The sequence below is a fragment of the Enterobacter sp. MGH 16 genome, assembly GCF_000493175.1.
Lineage (GTDB): Bacteria > Pseudomonadota > Gammaproteobacteria > Enterobacterales > Enterobacteriaceae > Enterobacter > Enterobacter roggenkampii.
On the sequence record NZ_KI535695.1, the window covers coordinates 1,360,905 to 1,377,735 of the forward strand.

Annotated in this window: 18 protein-coding genes; 8 read left to right on the plus strand and 10 right to left on the minus strand. The window is 57.2% G+C overall.

Annotated features, from left to right (window positions below; translation table 11 throughout):
* The first annotated feature begins 13 nt into the window (after positions 1–13).
* A complete protein-coding gene (locus L362_RS16170; protein ID WP_023344063.1) occupies positions 14–709 on the plus strand; it encodes a B3/B4 domain-containing protein in 696 nt (231 codons plus the stop codon).
* A gap of 21 nt (positions 710–730) precedes the next feature.
* The gene (locus tag L362_RS16165) at positions 731–1,624 is read left to right on the plus strand and encodes a dihydrodipicolinate synthase family protein (RefSeq protein WP_023344064.1); all 894 of its coding nucleotides are present in this window, start codon (positions 731–733) and stop codon (positions 1,622–1,624) included.
* 125 nt (positions 1,625–1,749) lie between these two features.
* Here L362_RS16165 and L362_RS23750 read toward each other — a convergent pair whose 3' ends face one another.
* The 3 genes from L362_RS23750 to L362_RS16155 all read right to left on the minus strand — a co-directional run bounded on the left by L362_RS23750 (position 1,750) and on the right by L362_RS16155 (position 3,878).
* Positions 1,750–2,187 (minus strand): VOC family protein, encoded by a 438-nt coding sequence (locus tag L362_RS23750; protein WP_023344065.1) that lies wholly within the window; start codon positions 2,185–2,187, stop codon positions 1,750–1,752.
* Positions 2,188–2,200: 13 nt separating this feature from the next.
* Positions 2,201–2,638, minus strand: a complete 438-nt coding sequence (locus tag L362_RS16160) for a VOC family protein (protein WP_023344066.1) — start codon at positions 2,636–2,638, stop codon at positions 2,201–2,203.
* A gap of 79 nt (positions 2,639–2,717) precedes the next feature.
* Positions 2,718–3,878, minus strand: a complete 1,161-nt coding sequence (locus tag L362_RS16155; RefSeq protein ID WP_023344067.1) for an MFS transporter — start codon at positions 3,876–3,878, stop codon at positions 2,718–2,720.
* Between the two features lie 130 nt (positions 3,879–4,008).
* Here L362_RS16155 and L362_RS16150 point away from each other — a divergent pair, with 130 nt between their 5' ends.
* Together L362_RS16150 and L362_RS16145 are read left to right on the plus strand one after the other, a co-directional pair.
* Positions 4,009–4,554, plus strand: coding sequence for a MarR family winged helix-turn-helix transcriptional regulator (locus tag L362_RS16150; protein WP_032637719.1), 546 nt, complete (start codon positions 4,009–4,011; stop codon positions 4,552–4,554).
* 14 nt (positions 4,555–4,568) lie between these two features.
* On the plus strand, positions 4,569–5,492 hold the full coding sequence (locus tag L362_RS16145) for a LysR substrate-binding domain-containing protein (RefSeq protein WP_023344069.1): 924 nt from the start codon (positions 4,569–4,571) through the stop codon (positions 5,490–5,492).
* A 47-nt stretch (positions 5,493–5,539) separates the two neighbouring features.
* On the opposite strand, the gene L362_RS16140 is transcribed toward L362_RS16145, so the two are convergent.
* Positions 5,540–6,010 carry a hypothetical protein gene (locus L362_RS16140; protein WP_023344070.1) on the minus strand — a complete coding sequence of 157 codons (471 nt, stop codon included), beginning with the start codon at positions 6,008–6,010 and terminating at the stop codon, positions 5,540–5,542.
* Positions 6,011–6,260: 250 nt separating this feature from the next.
* Here L362_RS16140 and L362_RS16135 point away from each other — a divergent pair, with 250 nt between their 5' ends.
* Together L362_RS16135 and L362_RS16130 are read left to right on the plus strand one after the other, a co-directional pair.
* Positions 6,261–6,938: a DUF1963 domain-containing protein gene (locus L362_RS16135; protein ID WP_023344071.1), complete on the plus strand. Its 678-nt coding sequence runs from the start codon at positions 6,261–6,263 to the stop codon at positions 6,936–6,938.
* A 140-nt stretch (positions 6,939–7,078) separates the two neighbouring features.
* Positions 7,079–7,555 (plus strand): WbuC family cupin fold metalloprotein, encoded by a 477-nt coding sequence (locus L362_RS16130; protein WP_008502351.1) that lies wholly within the window; start codon positions 7,079–7,081, stop codon positions 7,553–7,555.
* Between the two features lie 84 nt (positions 7,556–7,639).
* Here the strand turns inward: L362_RS16130 and L362_RS16125 are convergent, their stop codons facing one another.
* From L362_RS16125 to L362_RS16100, 6 genes are all read right to left on the minus strand, one after another.
* On the minus strand, positions 7,640–8,239 hold the full coding sequence (locus tag L362_RS16125) for an NAD(P)H-dependent oxidoreductase (RefSeq protein WP_023344072.1): 600 nt from the start codon (positions 8,237–8,239) through the stop codon (positions 7,640–7,642).
* 74 nt (positions 8,240–8,313) lie between these two features.
* Complete coding sequence (locus tag L362_RS16120; protein WP_008502347.1) at positions 8,314–8,907, minus strand: TetR/AcrR family transcriptional regulator; 594 nt, start codon at positions 8,905–8,907, stop codon at positions 8,314–8,316.
* A 34-nt stretch (positions 8,908–8,941) separates the two neighbouring features.
* Positions 8,942–12,031, minus strand: coding sequence for an efflux RND transporter permease subunit (locus L362_RS16115; RefSeq protein WP_023344073.1), 3,090 nt, complete (start codon positions 12,029–12,031; stop codon positions 8,942–8,944).
* Complete coding sequence (locus tag L362_RS16110; RefSeq protein ID WP_023344074.1) at positions 12,028–13,137, minus strand: efflux RND transporter periplasmic adaptor subunit; 1,110 nt, start codon at positions 13,135–13,137, stop codon at positions 12,028–12,030. The genes L362_RS16115 and L362_RS16110 overlap by 4 nt, the downstream gene beginning before the upstream one ends.
* 74 nt (positions 13,138–13,211) lie before the next feature.
* A complete protein-coding gene (locus L362_RS16105) occupies positions 13,212–13,826 on the minus strand; it encodes a TetR/AcrR family transcriptional regulator (RefSeq protein ID WP_032622997.1) in 615 nt (204 codons plus the stop codon).
* A 133-nt stretch (positions 13,827–13,959) separates the two neighbouring features.
* Entirely contained in the window at positions 13,960–14,871 is a 912-nt protein-coding gene (locus L362_RS16100) for a LysR family transcriptional regulator (RefSeq protein WP_023344075.1), read from the minus strand.
* A gap of 99 nt (positions 14,872–14,970) precedes the next feature.
* Here L362_RS16100 and L362_RS16095 point away from each other — a divergent pair, with 99 nt between their 5' ends.
* Positions 14,971–16,086, plus strand: coding sequence for an alkene reductase (locus L362_RS16095; RefSeq protein ID WP_023292502.1), 1,116 nt, complete (start codon positions 14,971–14,973; stop codon positions 16,084–16,086).
* On the plus strand, positions 16,083–16,802 hold the full coding sequence (locus tag L362_RS16090; RefSeq protein ID WP_023344076.1) for an SDR family oxidoreductase: 720 nt from the start codon (positions 16,083–16,085) through the stop codon (positions 16,800–16,802). Before L362_RS16095 ends, L362_RS16090 begins: the two co-directional genes overlap by 4 nt.
* Positions 16,803–16,831: the final 29 nt, after the last annotated feature.

Sequence of the window (16,831 nt, forward strand, 5' to 3'; positions counted from 1 at the left end):
ACAGGATTATCACGTGCTAACAGTATCTCCGTCAATTACCCCTGAAATTTATCGTATTGCTCCCGGTTTTCGTGCACTGAGCATTTGCGTAAAAGCTGCGCCAGTGCTTAATCCCGACATTGGGAAAACGGCGCTGCGTGAAGCCTGTGAAGCCGTTCTGGCCGGTGAACCAGATTGGGCGGACTCTCATCTGGCGGCATGGACCGACGTTTTTCAAAAGTTTGGTGCTAAACCTAAACGCACCCCTTGCTCAGCAGATGCGTTACGCAAGCGCGTGTTACGTGACGGAACGATGCCAGCGCTCGATCCTATCGTTGATCTTTATAATGCCGTTAGTCTCCGCTATGCCGTTCCGGTTGGTGGAGAGAATCTCTCTGCCTATCAGGGGGCGCCGCGTCTGACTGTGGCAAAAGGAACAGAGCCTTTTGATACCGTCAAAGAGGGAGAGGCCACCGTTGAGTATCCTTCACAAGGCGAGGTTATCTGGTGTGATGATATCGGCGTGACCTGCCGTCGCTGGAACTGGCGACAGGGGATCAGAACCCGCTTAGGCGTGGAGGCTCAGCAAATGTGGTTCATTCTGGAGAGTCTCCCGCAGATGCCGCTGGATAGACTTCACGAAGCCGGGAAGATGCTGACCGACGGCCTGGAAAAAATGATGCCCGGTCTGTGGTTTGAAGTTGCTCTCATCGAAGAACAACAGCTGTAATACCCTTCAGGAGAAAGAGTTATGTTTACCGGTTTGTCGGCGTTTCCATTAACCCCAGTCACTGCCCGCGGCGTGGATGAAAAGGGTTTTAGCCATATTCTTTCCCGTCTTACAGACGCTCGGGTTGATTCTATGGGCATCCTGGGGTCAACCGGAAGCTACGCCTATCTGACCCGGGAGCAGCGCAAGCGCGTAGCAACGCTGGCTAAACAGCATGCAGGGAACATCCCCGTTATGGTGTGTGTGGGAGCGGTCAGTACCGATGCCATTCTGCATCTGGCAGAGGATGCACAGGCAGCTGGTGCGAATGCGCTGTTACTCCCGGCGGTCAGCTACCAGCCACTCCGTGACGAAGAAGTCTTTTCACTCTTTGAGACCGTTACCCGGCACGTGTCTGTACCGGTGTGTATCTATGATAATCCGGGCACTACGCATTTTACCTTTACGGATGAACTTCACGGTCGTCTCTCCTCACTTGAGGGGGTTCGCTCGGTCAAGATCCCTGGCGTCCCGGATAGCCCCGCTGCAACGATTGAAAGGGTGAATGCGTTACGTCAACATTTGCGCCCTGGCGTAACAATCGGTATTAGTGGCGACGCTTATGCGGGGCTGGGATTAAACGCCGGTTGTGAAGTGTGGTATTCCGTGTGTGGCGGTCTGTTCCCTGAGATGGCGAAACAAATCACCGAAGCTGCGGCGGCAAACGACCATCAACGCGTTACAGCCCTGACAACCCGCCTTGAGCCGTTGTGGTCGCTCTTCCGGAAACATGGCGGAAGTATTCGCGTTATTGCCGCTGCTGCTGGCGTGCTTGGGCTTACCGACATGGATTGCCTGCCTCGACCTCTGCAACCGTTGTCAGCTGGCGATATCGCGGATATTGCCCATGTGATAAGCATGCTGGAGCTGAAGTGATCTCTCCACAGGACTGGGTGTCTACCGGTCCTTTTGAAACCTGGTGGGGGATCAATCATCAGATGTTTGACACAAGTTCTTTAGGTCCGCTCTTCGCTAAAAGCGGACCATACCGTAAAACTTTATTAGTGAAGTGACTCTTCCTCTCCTGAGAGCGTATCTGCATCAGGAGAATAATGCTGGCAAACGCATGCCAGTTTATGCCCGTCAGGATCGCGCAGATAGGCAACATAAAAATCGGGGCCGTAGGCGGTTCGTGTACCGGGCACGCCTTCATCCTTTCCTCCCGCACGGAGGCCCACTGCATGGAAGCGTCTGACAATTTCCGCGCTATCGGCTCTGAATGCGAACATTGTCCCGTTTCCCGCCGTCGCGGGTTGCTGGTCAAAAGGAGGACAAATGCAGAAGCTAAATTCGTCATCCGGATGATTTTCGTTTCCCCACATTGCCCAGCTATCAGTCCAGGCGGGCAGACGTGAATAGCCCAGCACGTTAAAAATAGCGTCATAAAAGTTCACGGCGCGCTGAAAGTCATTTGTCCCTATCGTGATATAAGCCAGCACCTTATAACATCCTCTATCCACGCAGCCACGGCGTAATCGTTAGTCCGGTCAGCAAACCTTCCGGGCTGAGCAGGCGAGTAACGATTTGTCCCCACGGTTCCGTGCGGTTGGCGACCAACAACCGATAGCCTTTTTCACTCAGAACACGGGTAGCGGAATCGAGATCCTGCACCTCGTATTCAATCCATCCCTGCGGTATCGGATGCTCCACGGGCCACTGCGCTTCACCAAAACAGGACGTTGCAGCCTGTGACAGCGGCCAGACGGCAAAATGCTTCACGCCCGGTAAGTGTTTCTCTTCGGTGAGAAGATACTCGGCATTGCCCTCCATGGGCTTCAGCGGCAGTCCGAGAGTCTGGATATAAAACGCGGTGCTGGACGCTGTATCCCGTGAAATGGGCCCGAACCCGGCGACGAACATGACATCAATTCCCGGTAACGTCTGCGACATATCCACTCCTTAATAGCCTGAAATGATGGAATTTAGCGTAGAGCCGTCTTAAATACGACTCTCAATTCTGGTATCGCATTCACCGCGCCTGCACGTTCACGGTGGGTTTGAAAGTGAACGCGATAGCGATCAACAGCACGACTCCCGCACTCATCACCAGCCATGCGCTGGTCAGCGAGACCGAACTGTCGCGAACGATCCCGGCAACTAGCGGCATGAGCGCGGCGATCATATATCCTCCTCCCTGAACTTTAGACAGTAACTTCCCGGCCTGCGCGGGCGTTCGCGCATGATCGAACGTGACGATAAGCGACAGCGGGAAGAGGGCGCCGATACCGATGCCAAGCAGCAAGGTTGATAAGACCGGCGTCGTACCTGGAGAGAAGACCAGACACAGTAAACCCGCGAGCAGCAGTAACAGTACAGTTATCAGCGGAACACGGCGGTCGGGGAATTTACCGATCAGCGCGGAGACGGCAAACCCGGCGGCCACCTCGGTTAAGGTCAGCCAGGCCAGCATATAGCCGCTGCTGCGTGCGGACCATCCTGCCTGAATATAGAGCGGGGGCAGCCAGGCTAAGACCAGCGTGTAGGCACCCGTCCCCACGCCGAAAAAGAGCAGAAGGAGTCCAGTCCGGGAGGAAGAGAGCGTAACGGATTCATGTGCTGTTTGTTCCCCTTGAGGCTGCTTAACCAGGGGTAACCACAGCATCAGCGCCAGCAGCGCGAGCACGCCTGCCATAGCCAGCGCGGGCTTCAGCGTGAGCCATGAAAACAGCGGCTCGGCGCTGGCGGCGGCGACTGCCGCACCGGCCATAATGCCCGTGCTGAATAGCGACATGATCGTGCTGGCCGTTTGCGTATACGCCTTTTTTATCAGGGCAGGCATTAACGCCTGGATCGTGCCGATGCTGGCCCCGCCCAGTAACGCGGTGCCCATCAAGCCCGTCAGCGAGGTGCTAAAACCGCGTAATGAACAGGCTACCAGCAGGATGAACAGCCCGAGCATAATTCCCCTGACGGCACCGATCCTGGCTAAAAGCCAGGGACCACACAGGGCAGCCAGTCCCATCATCGCCACCGGCAGGGTGGTCAGCAGGCTGAATTGCGTCGCGGTCAGCCCCGCTTCGCGCTGCAGCACGGAGAACAGGGGGCCAACCGAGGCCAGAATGGGGCGCAGGTTCAGCCCGACGATAAAAGCGATAACGGCGAAGAGTAACGGTGACGTGCGTTTCAACATGGCATCCTTTTCGGGTGTGAATGGCCCGGGCAAATTGCCGCGAGCATTTATCTTAACGTTAAGATAAAATCTGTTTTAGTGTAAGATGTACCGCACAACTCGATAAATTCCCACGCCATACGGGGTGAAGATGAAAGACCATGTAGACTTCGTTGTCGGCCAGTGGAGCCGCGCCATGCCCGAGCTGGACGCCTCGTCGATGAAAATTTTTGGCCGAATGCTCAGGCTGATGAAGCACCTGGGAAAAGAACGCGCGCTGGCTATGGCGCCGTTTGGCTTTCGCGAGGGCGAGTTTGACGTCCTCGCCACGCTGCGCCGCGCCGGGGAGCCGTACTGCCTTTCGCCCACGCAGCTGTATACATCCCTGTTGATCACCTCAGGGGCGATGACGAACCGGCTCAACCATCTCGAACAGCAAGGCCTTATCAGGCGGATTGCCGATCCCGACGACAAGCGCAGCTCGCTCGTCAGCCTGACGCCGCACGGGCAGGAGCGTATCGAACAGGCGCTGCTCGTGCACACGGAAACGCAAAATGCGCTGCTGAGAAACCTCTCTGAGGCGCAACGCGCGCAGCTTGAGTCCCTGCTCAGGGTGCTGCTGCTGACGTTTCCGGCTGAAGAATGGGATGAAACGTCACCGAGTGCCGATAATACAAAACTGCATGATTACACCTGACAAAAAGGGAACATATGTCTTTACCGCCACTGTATGCGCTGCGCGCGTTCGAAGCTGCCGCACGGCTGAACTCCTTTAGCAAAGCGGCTGAAGTCCTGAACATCACGCCGGGGGCGGTCAGCAGGCATGTCCGGACGCTTGAGATGTGGTTTGACTGCGAGCTGTTTAAGCGGCAAGGTCCGAGAGTGGAGGTCAGCGACGCCGGGCGCATTCTGGCCGGGCAGCTTAGCGAAAGTTTCTCGAATATTGAGTGGGCCTGTCGCGCATTCAAAAGTGAAAACCACCTTCTGCGCCTCAAAGCCCCCAGCACACTGACGATGCGATGGCTCCTCAATGTGCTTAAATCCTTTCGCGAGAACCACGCGAAGCCGAAAATCGAAATCGCCAGCGTCTGGATGGACTTCGACACCGTTGACTTCAGCCGCGAGCCCTACGATTGTGCGATCCTCCTCGGGAACGGCTATTTTGGCGAGTCAACGGAGAGCCGGCTGCTGTTCAGCGAATGGCTTATTCCGGTTTGTACGCCGTCTTTGCTGGAGCCTGCCCGGCAGCAGCTTCCAGAGTGCGATCTTATTCATCCGTCACCGGACAGACGGGACTGGAAGCGCTGGCTGAAAAGGACGGGCTTATTCCCCGGCCTCGACATGGGCGGCGGGATCGTGTTCGACACCCTGGAGCAGGGCAGCCTTGCGGCCATGCACGGACACGGCGTAGCGATGGCGGATCTCCGGCTCACGCTCGACGCGCTGAAAAGCGGCCTTCTCGCGCTGCCCTTCAGGGAGGCGATAGCAACAGGGGACGGTTACTACCTTGTCTGGCCCAAAAATTCGCTCAGAGGACAGAGTATTGAACGGTTGCTGGCCTGGCTTAACCTTAATGCGCCAGTTGTGCCCTCTTTGGATATTGTCTGTCTTGATTTCAATGAAAAGCGGATTTAATAAATAGCGGAATATTAACAGGGAAATATTCCGCACAGTGAACGTATTTATGCGTAGGGAATATTTGCCATATTTTTATATCTTTCCGGCAGGGCGCTGTTCAGGTTGAGTAATTTATCCAGTATATATAGCGCAGGGGTTCCCTTTGCGCGTTCAGCTTCGATCAGCGCAGAACGTAACAGATTGGTAGCCGATGTCATTTCACGGAAGTACTCCTCAGATTCAGGCGTCTGAACTTCGCCTGAAGCGGCGTAACGCACCCGGGGCCAGTCCGCGAAGTCCAGAACCGGAAGGATCCCGTCGTCTTTGGGTAAATGCGCAGAGAGCAACTCTTCGGCGTTACCCGGATTGCTTTGGGCAAACGAGAGCAGATGCAGTCGATGAATAAAGGGCGAAAGCACCTCAGCGCTATCGTTTTCTGACGAAAGTAACGTTATTAACGCATGTATATTTTCACCCGCGATGTTTTTTTCAGGTGAGATCATTTTCATTAGATGAAATAAAACATCGAGTGTCATACGTACTCCATATGCATGCAGGTGTATTTATTATTTGAGTTTCGCTCTCTGTTCCAGGTCAGGAAGAGACCGGGAATGAAGGGATGGTATTTCAATGAGATTACGTTTGAAAAACGAGAAATAGTGGGAATCAATGTGAGTTTTACTCAACATAGGTTTTATTATTCAATGAGATTCTCCAGATGTGATGATTAACTTACAATGAACTGCAGAATATCTGTCCGACAAGCGTCTACAGAGGCGAGCAAACATGAGATTAGAGAGTGCGTCAGTTTTAGAAGAACTCCGGACCAGGCTAAGACCCGCATCGGTCGCGCAGGTCGGTGGGTTCCGGCCGCCTGAAGATCCCATTACGTCATGGTTTCTGAAGGGCGTTTCTCGCGCAGATGAAGGATTACCCACCTGGAAGGGCAAACCCATGTTTCCACTTCTTCAGATCAGGGTCGACGAGCTTCCTGTTATTCCTGACCAGTTGAAGGGCATAGCCCTTCTGGTGTTGTTTCACAATGTGGAACAACATCCCTTTGACAAACCGCACGGTGAAGGATGGTTAATTCGCGAGTATGCCAGCCTTGATGGGCTTCAGCCATTGCCTGAATTGGACACGCCGTATCGGCCGTTTCCAGTTCAATGGCTGAGTGTCGTTGACGATGCTCCTGGATGGGAAGATGCCTGGGATATTATTGATCTCTCTTGCGTAAATGATGATGAGCAGGCCAGTGAGAGTTTTTTTGAAGATTTCAATCGCTACAGGGGAACCAAGGTAGGGGGATTTCCGACTGAGATACAACACGGTGTGGGAATCGAAGAGTTTGTTTTTCAGGTTGGGTCAGAAGAAAAAGTAAACTGGATGTGGGCGGATAACGGTATCGGTTACTTTCACCGGTCATCAGAAGGAGAATGGCGGTTTTCATGTCAGTTCTACTGATGAGCTTCCTGTCGGGGGATTGACCACTCGCCCGGCAGCGATTTGTTTCACAAATCCCATCGCTCCTCGACCGTTCAGGATGGTATAACGTCCTGCGGCAACCGGGTTGCCGCAGACAGCCCACATACCTAAAGGTGTATATGAAACAGATTACTTTCAGTGACCTGCAGCAGCAAAGCGAGCAGGCCGCACATTCTCCTCGCTTACGCGCGCACCGTAATTTACACCCTGACCTGAGCGACCCGGTGCAGCGCCTGGCCATTGCAATGGAACCCGGTACCTATGTCCGCCCCCACCGCCATCCGCACACGTTTGAACTGCTGACGGCGCTGAGCGGTCGCTTTCTGGTGCTGAATTTTGACGACAGCGGCAACGTGACCCGGCGCGTGGTGTTAGGCGAAGAGTGTAAAGTCCTGGAGATGGATGCCGGAACCTGGCATGCCGTGCTGTCGCTGGATAAAGGCGGCGTCATTTTTGAGGTTAAACACGGGGGGTATCAGCCCGTGCCCGAGCATGATACCGCCCCATGGTCACCGGCAGAAAACGAGCCTGGCACCGAGAAGCTGATGCAATGGTACGCTCAGGCACAGGTGGGGGACGGTGGTTTTACCCTGTAATTATTCCCTTATGTGCCCGGCGCGCGGAAAGGCGAGCCGGGTAAAGAGATAAGATCTCGCCGATTCAACTTACGCGAGCCGATTTTATTGAAGGTTCCCGATCTCGCTCAGGAATTCTTCTACCTGCTCAGGCGTCGCCGTGTCTGCCTGGTAAAGGATATCGAGCTTAACGTTCTTCAACCCGCAGAAGCCAAATACCCCTTCGATTATCTGCGTCTGAATCGCCGTCGAATAGCCGTGTTTATCAAATCCGTTGAGATCGCTACCACCAGTGGCAATCAGGCGAACGGGAACATCCCGTAAGTTGCCCACAATCCGGCCGTCGTCAGCCACCTTATACGCCCAGTTCAGGGTCAATACGCGGTCGAACCAGCCTTTCAACAGCGCGGGAACCGACCACCAGTACACCGGGAAGACAAACACCAGCATATCCGCACGCTCGACGCGCTGCTGCTCGCGCAGAATATCGTCGGGGAGGGCGCTCGGATCGCCGTGATACAAATCGAGATCGGCGCGGGTCATCGACGGATTAAACCCTTCAGCATGCAGATCGGCGATCTCAACCTGCGTACCTTCCTCGCTTAATTTCCCGGCAATACGAGCTGCCAGCGTATGGGATAACGAATTGTCGATCGGGTGTGCCGTCACGATCAGCGCGTTTTTAATGGCATGTGTTGCAGACATAGCGACCTCCAGATGGGGGAGAAGTGATGCCTATATTACTATTGGTAACTTAGGTGTCAATCCGCCCCCGGCGATCATTTTGTGCTATTCGCGTAGGTCTCCAGCACCCCGGTCATGGCGCCGCAGAGCATATCTTCTGCCACATTCCGGGCGAGCACGCCGTTGCCCGCCGCGGTGCTGAGCGCCTCCGCCGCGCCAATGATGGCCGTCAGTACCGCTTCTCCCTGAACGCCTTTTAAGACGATAAAAGGAGAAAGCGCGGTGCGCAGGCAGTCGGCACATTCGGCCACGCACGCTTCCCGAAACGTCTGAAGCGCGCGAGAACCGGACAGCGCCGCGGCGATTGGCCCGGTTTCAGGCCCGGCGGCAATCGCACAGTCGATATAGGCCGCGCTGAAAAAACGGATCGTCTTCTCCAGCGTTTTGCTGTCCACCGCCAGCGTCTCGCGGAATTTTGCCAGCTGCCGATCGCTATAGTCCTGGTACAGCGCCATCAATAGCCCTTCACGATCGCCAAAGTGGTCGTAGGGGATGGGCTTGGTCACGTTAGCCCGTTCTGCCAGATAGCCAAGGGTCAACGCCTCCGTGCCTTGCTGACGCACGATCCCTCGCGCAACCTCCAGCAGCTGCACGCGGCGGTCCTCTTTTCTTAAGCGCTTAACAACCATGCTTGCCTCAGGTCAGTTATCTACTGATGGTAGTTTACACGTTTTCCGTGGCAGGCTGCACGCGTTGTTCAACCGGGCGGATCCGGAACCAGATCGCATACATCGCGGGCAGGAAGACGAGCGTAATGATCGTCCCGCCCAGCGTTCCGCCGATCAGCGTCCAGGCCAGCGTGCCCCAGAACACCGAATGCGTCAGGGGAATGAACGCCAGCACGGCCGCCATGGCGGTGAGTAAGACCGGCCGCGCTCGCTGGACCGTCGCCTCGACCACCGCCTGGAACGGATCGAGGCCGTCCTTCTGGTTATGATCGATTTGACCGATCAGGATCAGCGTATTGCGCATCAGAATGCCGGAGAGGGCGATCAGGCCGACCAGCGCGTTGATGCCAAACGGCTGATTAAATATCAGCAGGGTCGGCACGACGCCAATCAGCCCCAGCGGCGCGGTTAAGAACACCATGACCATCGCGGAGAGTGAGCGCACCTGCAAAATGATGATCAGCAGCGTCAGGGCAATCATGATCGGGAACAGCGGTAACATGGCCTGCGTGGCTTTGCCCGACTCCTCAATCGACCCCGCCATGTCAATGCGGTAGCCGGCCGGCAGCGAATCAACGATCGGCTGGAGCTCTTTCATGATGTCGACCGACACGTCCGGCGGCTGAAGATTGTCGGCGATATCGCCCCGTACGGTAATCGTGGGGGTGCGATCGCGACGGCGCAGGATCGGGTCTTCCATGCCGACCTCTATCTTGCCAATTTGAGACAGCGGCACGCGCTGTCCCGCATTGCCGACCAGGGTAAAGCCTTCGATTTTTGCCGGGTCAAGGCGGATATCTCCCGCCGCGCGGGCAACGACGTCTACCGATCGAATATCCTCCCGCACGGAGGTGACAGGCACGCCTGATAACAGGAACTGAAGCTGCCCGGCAACGGCGCTGGAGGTTAAGCCGGTCGCCTGCAGGCGGTTCTGATCGAGAGTGAAATGGAGCACCGGAACGCGCGAGCCCCAGTCGGTGTTAACGGTTCGCATCATCGGGCTTGCCTGAAGCACGGCTTTCACCCGTTCGGCGATGTCCTGCACCTGTTTGACATCCGGCCCCGACACGCGCCAGGCAACCGGGAAAGGCGAGTAGGGGCCAAACACCAGCTGCGTCACCCGCACGCGGGCTTCGGGCGCAAGGCCGCTGGCGACGGCCTCCCTGAGCCTGAACTTGAGCGCCTCGCGTGACGTCTCGCTGTCCGTCAGGATCACGATTTTCGCAAAAGAGGGATCGGGCAGCTCGGGGGCCATTGCCAGATAGAAACGGGGCGAGCCCTGACCAATATAGGCCGTGACGATTTTGGCTTCCGGCTGCTTGCCCAGCCACGCTTCTATTTTTGCGGTAGCGGCGCTGGTTTGTGCAATCGAGGTGCCATAGGGCATCTGCACTTCAACCAGCACTTCCGGGCGATCGGAGGTCGGGAAGAACTGTTTTTTTACCAGCCCCATACCGAGCACGGCCAGAATGAAAATGGCGACCACGGACCCGGCCACGCGCCATTTTCTGGCGATAACGCGGCCAAGCAGCTGGCGAAAGCGGTTATAGCGAGGCGTGTTATAAATGGCGGCATGGCCGCCTTCCACTTTGGGGATCGCGGGCAGGATCTTCACCCCCAGATACGGCGTGAACACCACCGCAACAAACCATGAGGCAATCAGGGCGAGGCCGACAATCCAGAACATATTGCTGGTGTATTCCCCGGCGGTCGACTGGGCAAACCCATTCGGCATAAAGCCAATCGCCGTCACCAGGGTACCGGCCAGCATCGGCGCGGCCGTGTGGCTCCAGGCGTAGGCCGAGGCTTTGATTCTGTCGTAACCTTCCTCCATCTTCACCACCATCATTTCGATGGCGATGATGGCATCGTCAACCAGCAGGCCGAGGGCGAGGATCAGGGAGCCCAGCGTGACGCGGTCAAAGTTTATTCCCGCGGCCTCCATCACCACGAAGACGACCGCCAGGGTCAGCGGCACCGCCGCCGCAACCACCACCCCCACGCGCCAGCCCATGCTGACAAAACAGACCACCATGACCACAAGCAGGGCGACGAAGAATTTGATCATAAACTCATCGACCGAGGAGCGGATATTCACGGACTGGTCGGTGACTTTGGTCAGGGTCATGCCAAGCGGCAGGCTATCGTTGATTTTCGCCGTTTCCGCATCCAGCGCTTTACCCAGCGCCAGGCCGTTCCAGCCCTCACGCATGACAACGCCCAGCAGCAGGGCGGGTTCATGTTGATTGCGTATCAGCATCGTCGGGGGATCTTCATAGCCTCGTTCAACCGTTGCCACATCCGACAGCGTGAGCGTTTTGCCCTGGACGACTAAAGGCGTATCGCGGATTTTCTGCAGTTCATCGAACGCGCCGTCCAGGCGGATAAAAATCTGCGCGCCCCGGGTCTCAATGGCACCCGCCGCGGCCAGGGCATTCTGGCCGTTAAGAGCATTGAAAATATCCTGCGGTGAGAGGCCCATCGTCGCCAGACGGTCATGGGAGAAGGCGATATAAATCCGCTCGGCCTGTTCACCGATAATGTTCACTTTTTTGACCCCTGGAACGTGCAGAAGCTGCTGGCGCAGGCCTTCGGCATCGCGTACCAGCTGCCGCTGCGGTTCGCCTTTTGCTTTCAGAGCAAAGAGGGCAAAGGTGACATCCGAGAATTCATCATTGATCATCGGGCCAATGACGCCCGCCGGAAGACGCAGGGATTCATCACCAAGCTTCTTACGCGCCTGATAGAACTCCTCCTGCACTTCAGAAGGCGGGGTTTTGTCCTGCAGTGACAAGGTGATATACGCCATGCCGGGACGAGTATAGGTTTCGGTACGGTCATACCATTTGAGTTCCTGCAGGCGCTTTTCCAGCGGCTCCGCGACCTGATCCTGGATCTCCTGCGCGGTCGCACCCGGCCAGACGGCAATCGCCGTCATCTGCTTCACGGTGAAGGGCGGATCTTCCGCGCGTCCCAGTCCAAAAAAGGCGTAAATACCGGCAATCGTCACCAGAACGATCAGAAACAGCGTGACGGAACGCTCGCGGACGGCCAGCGCTGACAGGTTGAAGCGACTTCCGCTCATGGCGCGTTCTCCGCCGGAGCGGCATGGCGCTGTTCTGCCAGCCTGACAACTTCACCTTCGTGCAGAAGATGGGCCCCTAACGCAACGATCTTCTCCCCGGGCTTCACGCCGCCCGCGATCTGGACCGCGTCTTCGCCCACGCTCAGCACCTTAACCGGTGTCCATGTGACCTTTGCCGGCTGGGCGGAAATGCGCCAGACGCCGGGCCCTTTACCCGCATCGTAGAGTGAGGCCAGCGGGACCTGCATGGCCTGACCTTCCGCTTTCGGGTCTTCAAGGCTGAGCGTGACGGTCGCCCCCAGCGGCGCGTTCGCCAGCTGGCCAGCCAGCACGTAGCGTGCTTCATACGTACGGGTTGTGGCATCCGCGGAGTCAGACAGCAGGCGCAACGTGGCGGTGACCGGTTGTTGTTCACGGCCATAAAGCGTGGCCCGTGCTTCGCTGCCGACGGCAGGGCGCAGCGTCTCCGGAAGCTGCACGAGCGCTTCGCGCTGTCCCGCTCTGGCAAGGCGGATCGCCACCTGTCCGGCGCTGACCACCTGACCGGGTTCGGCAAGCGTCTCCATCACCACGCCGTCTGAATCCGCCAGCAGGACGGCATAGCCCGTGGCGTTTTGCGCCACGTTGGCCTGCGCCCGGGCGGCGCTGAGATCCGCCCTGGCCGTATCGGCCGCCGCTTTAACCTGATCGTACTCCGCGGCGGACACCGCGCCGGACGCCACCAGACCGCGATAACGCGCCTCATCGCTGGTGGCTTTTCTCGCCCGCGCCTGGGCAGCATCCACCGCGCGCTGCTGCGCCTGAGCCTGTAATTTCAGGTCAACCGGATCCAGACGCAGCAAGGGCTGGCCCTGTTTGACGGTCTGCCCGGTATCCACCAGGCGTTCGAGGATTTTACCCTGAACCCTGAAGCCCAGGTCGCTTTGCGTTCTTGCCACCACCACGCCCGTAAAGGTGCGAGCGGCTGGATTCGCCCTCTCGACGGAGGCGGATCTGACAAGCGGTGGCCTGGTGCGCGGATCGTCACTCGCGGAAATATCGCCGCATGCCGCGAGGGCAAACGGCAGAAGACATATGGCAAGGCGGGCTGAAGTGAGCCTGAGCATGGGAAACCCTTTTGAAGTAACAGGACAGTTTCCGCATTCTGTGATTAGTGACCAATAAAGTCAATGGTCACTAATCAGGGAGCCAGGCTTCTTAAAATCAGTGAGGAGAGAAGTACCGCTGCCGTTGGGGCAGTTTCAAGGTTGTACTGCAGCTGAACGGGGTTAATGTAAGGGCACATCACCATGTAAACGGCACAGGTGACCTCGTCCAGCGGCGTCTTCCTTTCGAACTCTCCAGCCTGTCTGCCTTCGATAATGATGGTCTCAATCAGCTTCAGGAGGCTTTCGGTATACCTTTCCGTCGAAGGCCACTTCTCCCGTGACGCGACGGCGGCGATGTCGTAGAGCTTGCGATCGTGGAAAAACAGCTCGCTGCCGGCCTCGGTGAGCGACTTAAAAAGACGGCGGAGTTTTTCGCTGGCTGACGGCGCATCCTCAATGGCGGAAAGCACGGCCGCCATGATCAGCTCCAGGCGGTTAGCGCAGATCACTTCGCCGATAGCCTGCTTGGAATCGAAGAACTTATAAATGTAGGATTTTGAAAAACCGATAGATTTCGCCAGCTCGGCGACGGTGGTTTTTTCATAGCCGTAGTGGCCGAAGTGCTCAAAGGCCGCTTCGACGATTTGCTCTCTGACAGAATGGTCAAGTGGACCACGTATTGATGGGGCGTTCATAGTTTTAGTCATTATGTAAGCTTAGCGTGACGGGCCAGGGTTGGCAACGAGTGACCATTTTGTACTTTGGTTACTGTTGTGCTGTCTTACGTCGTGAAGACGGGACAATCGGCCAGGTGGAGTAAGTGTATCACTGTTTTTTACGTTAATGTTTTTTAAGCCAGTCGAGAAAAAACTGGCTGAACGCCGTAACCTGAAGCGGCTGAAGCTTGCGCTGCGGGTAAACAAGCTGCAGCCCGACATCTTTGCGATCGTAGCGGCTAAAGCCGGTGAAGCTGTCGGCAAACAGCACCGTGAGTCTTCCGGCGTCAACGTCGTCTTTGACGTCCCACCACGATTTCCCGGCGATGCCCGCTCCGCCCAGGGCCCACTGACGAAGCAATGCCCCGTCGTCGCACACCATGGCGGGCTCGACGCGAACAACGCTTTCCTCTCCCTCATGTTCAAAGCGCCATTCGTTCATCACCACGCCCTGAGACTCCAGCGCCAGGCACCGGTGCCGGGCTAGATCGGCAAACCTGGCGGGGATACCGTGGTCGTTAAGATACGCCCCGGAGGCAACCAGCACCCGACGGTTCGGGCGGATGTTTCTGACGACAAGGCTGCTGTCCGGCAAATTGCCGAAGCGCACGCTCATATCCAGCCGGTTAGCGACCAGATCCTCAACGTGTTCTTTTAGCGAGATGTAAAATTTGACGGCAGGATGGTGACGCGAAAATTCAATGACGGCGGGGCTGAGATACTGTCTGCCAAAGTCCGAGGGCGCGGAAAGGCGAATATTGCCGCTGAGCACGCCCTCTTTTTGCGTCAGCAGCGACTCGGCGTGATGCACCTCTTCCAGCACGCGCAGCGCGGCGTGATAAAACTCTTCGCCTGCGCGGGTCAGGGTGAGGGATCGCGTTGAGCGATGAAACAGGCGCGTCTGGTAACGCTCTTCAATCGCCTTCAGCCTGGCGGTCATCGTGGCAGGAGAAAGCGACAGGCGACGTCCGGCGGCGGAAAGACTCCCGGCCTCGGCAACTGCCACCAGTAAGGCCATGTCTTCGAGTTTACCCATTGTTCATCTTTTCCGAAAAGTGCATCTATTTTTAGCGTAATTATCAAAATCAGATGCGGACTGTAAAGTGATTTCATCCAAACCATAAGGGATGAAAACATGAAACCTGCTTCACTCTTTGAACGCTACAGGCTGGGGTCGCTGGACCTGAAAAATCGTATCGTCATGGCGCCGATGACCCGCGCGCGCTCCCTTCAGCCGGGCAACATTCCCTCCGCGCTGATGGCGGAGTATTACCGGCAGCGGGCCAGCGCGGGGTTAATCATCACCGAAGCCACGCAGATCTCGCCTCAGGGTCAGGGATACTCCTGGACGCCCGGCATCCATTCGCCGGAGCAGGTTTCAGGATGGCAGCTCACCACAGGCGCCGTGCATCAGGCGGGCGGCGTCATTTTTTCTCAGCTCTGGCACGTTGGGCGAATGTCGCACGCCAGTTTTCACCAGGATGGTCAGCCCGTCGCCCCGTCAGCGCTGGCTCCGGACGCGCAGGTGTGGGTGGTGAATGAGCGTGGGGAAGGCCAGATGGTTGACTGCCCGCAGCCGAGAACGCTCTCACGCAAGGACATTCAGAACATCGTCGCGGACTATCGCCAGGCCGCTTTGAATGCCGTTCAGGCCGGGTTTGATGGCGTGGAGGTCCACGGCGGAAACGGCTATCTGATCGACCAGTTCCTGCGCCAAACCTCCAACAAACGCACGGACGAGTACGGCGGTACGGTGGCTAACCGGATCCGCTTCGCCCAGGACGTGTTAAGCGCGATTGCCGAAGCCATTGGTCACGAACGTACGGGCATCCGTCTTTCGCCGTTTATTACCCAGCGCGGGATGAACGACCCGCAGGTCTCTGAAGCCATACTCGCGCTTGCGGCCTGGTGCGAACAAAAAGGGATTGCGTTCATCCACCTGGCGGAAGCCGACTGGGACGACGCGCCGCAGATACCCGAGCGTTTCCGTCAATCCCTTCGCGAGACCTTCAGCGGAACGCTGATCGTCGCGGGCAACTATGACCTTGCCAAAGCCGAAGAAATTCTGGCGGCGGGCTATGCCGATTTGATTGCCTTCGGACGACCGTTTATTGCCAACCCGGATTTACCTCACCGGCTGGCCCACCGCTTGCCGCTGGCCCAGGTGTGCGACCCCGCCACGCTTTTTGGCGGGACCGCGACGGGATATACCGATTACCCAACGTACACCCTGGAGGAGGAAACGTTATGACCCGTAAAACCTTAATTATCGGCGGCGCTTCCGGCATCGGTTTCGCCGTGGGCACCCTGCTTGCCGGGCGCGGCGAGGAGATTATGCTTGCTGGGCGCGACAGCGCGAAACTGGACGCTGCACGTCAACGACTGAGCGCTCATGCCGCGTCTGTTAGCACTCTCGTGCTCGATATCAGCCGTGAGGCAGAGCTTGTTGCGCTCAGTGAAACGCTGGGCGAGGTCAATAATATTGTCGTCACTGCGGGCTCACAGGCGCCGGGCGGGCTGCTTTCCGGACTGGATCTCCGTGCGGCAAGACATGCCTTTGATACAAAATTCTGGGGAAGCCTCAATGTCGCCCGCTATCTCAGCGGGAACATCGCCCCCCGCGGTACGCTGACCTTCACCAGCGGCTTTGTGGCGCGCCGCACCGTGGCGGGCGCCATCGTAAAAACAACGATGAATGCCGCCATTGAGGCCGCGACAAAGGTACTGGCGAAAGAGCTTTCCCCGCTGCGCGTCAACGTCGTGAGTCCGGGGCTGACCGACACGGAAGCGTATGCGGGGATGGACGCCGCCGCGCGGGAAAAAATGCTCGCAGGCGCGGCGGAAACCCTGCCAGCCAAAGCCTGGGGAAGGGCGCAGGACATCGCACAAGGGTATCTTTTCGCCATGGACAACCCCTTTGTCACCGGGTCGGTCATTGATATTGAGGGCGGGGCGTTAATTAACTGACCCCTCATTAATGTGATCCGCAGGGCATC

Excerpts from the sequence above, each read along its gene's own strand:
- L362_RS16165 (WP_023344064.1), top strand. The coding sequence starts at position 731 with ATGTTTACCGGTTTGTCGGCGTTTCCATTAACCCCAGTCACTGCCCGC.
- L362_RS16160 (WP_023344066.1), bottom strand. The coding sequence starts at position 2,638 with ATGTCGCAGACGTTACCGGGAATTGATGTCATGTTCGTCGCCGGGTTC.
- L362_RS16155 (WP_023344067.1), bottom strand. The coding sequence starts at position 3,878 with ATGTTGAAACGCACGTCACCGTTACTCTTCGCCGTTATCGCTTTTATC.
- L362_RS16150 (WP_032637719.1), top strand. The coding sequence starts at position 4,009 with ATGAAAGACCATGTAGACTTCGTTGTCGGCCAGTGGAGCCGCGCCATG.
- L362_RS16145 (WP_023344069.1), top strand. The coding sequence starts at position 4,569 with ATGTCTTTACCGCCACTGTATGCGCTGCGCGCGTTCGAAGCTGCCGCA.
- L362_RS16140 (WP_023344070.1), bottom strand. The coding sequence starts at position 6,010 with ATGACACTCGATGTTTTATTTCATCTAATGAAAATGATCTCACCTGAA.
- L362_RS16135 (WP_023344071.1), top strand. The coding sequence starts at position 6,261 with ATGAGATTAGAGAGTGCGTCAGTTTTAGAAGAACTCCGGACCAGGCTA.
- L362_RS16130 (WP_008502351.1), top strand. The coding sequence starts at position 7,079 with ATGAAACAGATTACTTTCAGTGACCTGCAGCAGCAAAGCGAGCAGGCC.
- L362_RS16125 (WP_023344072.1), bottom strand. The coding sequence starts at position 8,239 with ATGTCTGCAACACATGCCATTAAAAACGCGCTGATCGTGACGGCACAC.
- L362_RS16120 (WP_008502347.1), bottom strand. The coding sequence starts at position 8,907 with ATGGTTGTTAAGCGCTTAAGAAAAGAGGACCGCCGCGTGCAGCTGCTG.
- L362_RS16115 (WP_023344073.1), bottom strand. The coding sequence starts at position 12,031 with ATGAGCGGAAGTCGCTTCAACCTGTCAGCGCTGGCCGTCCGCGAGCGT.
- L362_RS16110 (WP_023344074.1), bottom strand. The coding sequence starts at position 13,137 with ATGCTCAGGCTCACTTCAGCCCGCCTTGCCATATGTCTTCTGCCGTTT.
- L362_RS16105 (WP_032622997.1), bottom strand. The coding sequence starts at position 13,826 with ATGACTAAAACTATGAACGCCCCATCAATACGTGGTCCACTTGACCAT.
- L362_RS16100 (WP_023344075.1), bottom strand. The coding sequence starts at position 14,871 with ATGGGTAAACTCGAAGACATGGCCTTACTGGTGGCAGTTGCCGAGGCC.
- L362_RS16095 (WP_023292502.1), top strand. The coding sequence starts at position 14,971 with ATGAAACCTGCTTCACTCTTTGAACGCTACAGGCTGGGGTCGCTGGAC.
- L362_RS16090 (WP_023344076.1), top strand. The coding sequence starts at position 16,083 with ATGACCCGTAAAACCTTAATTATCGGCGGCGCTTCCGGCATCGGTTTC.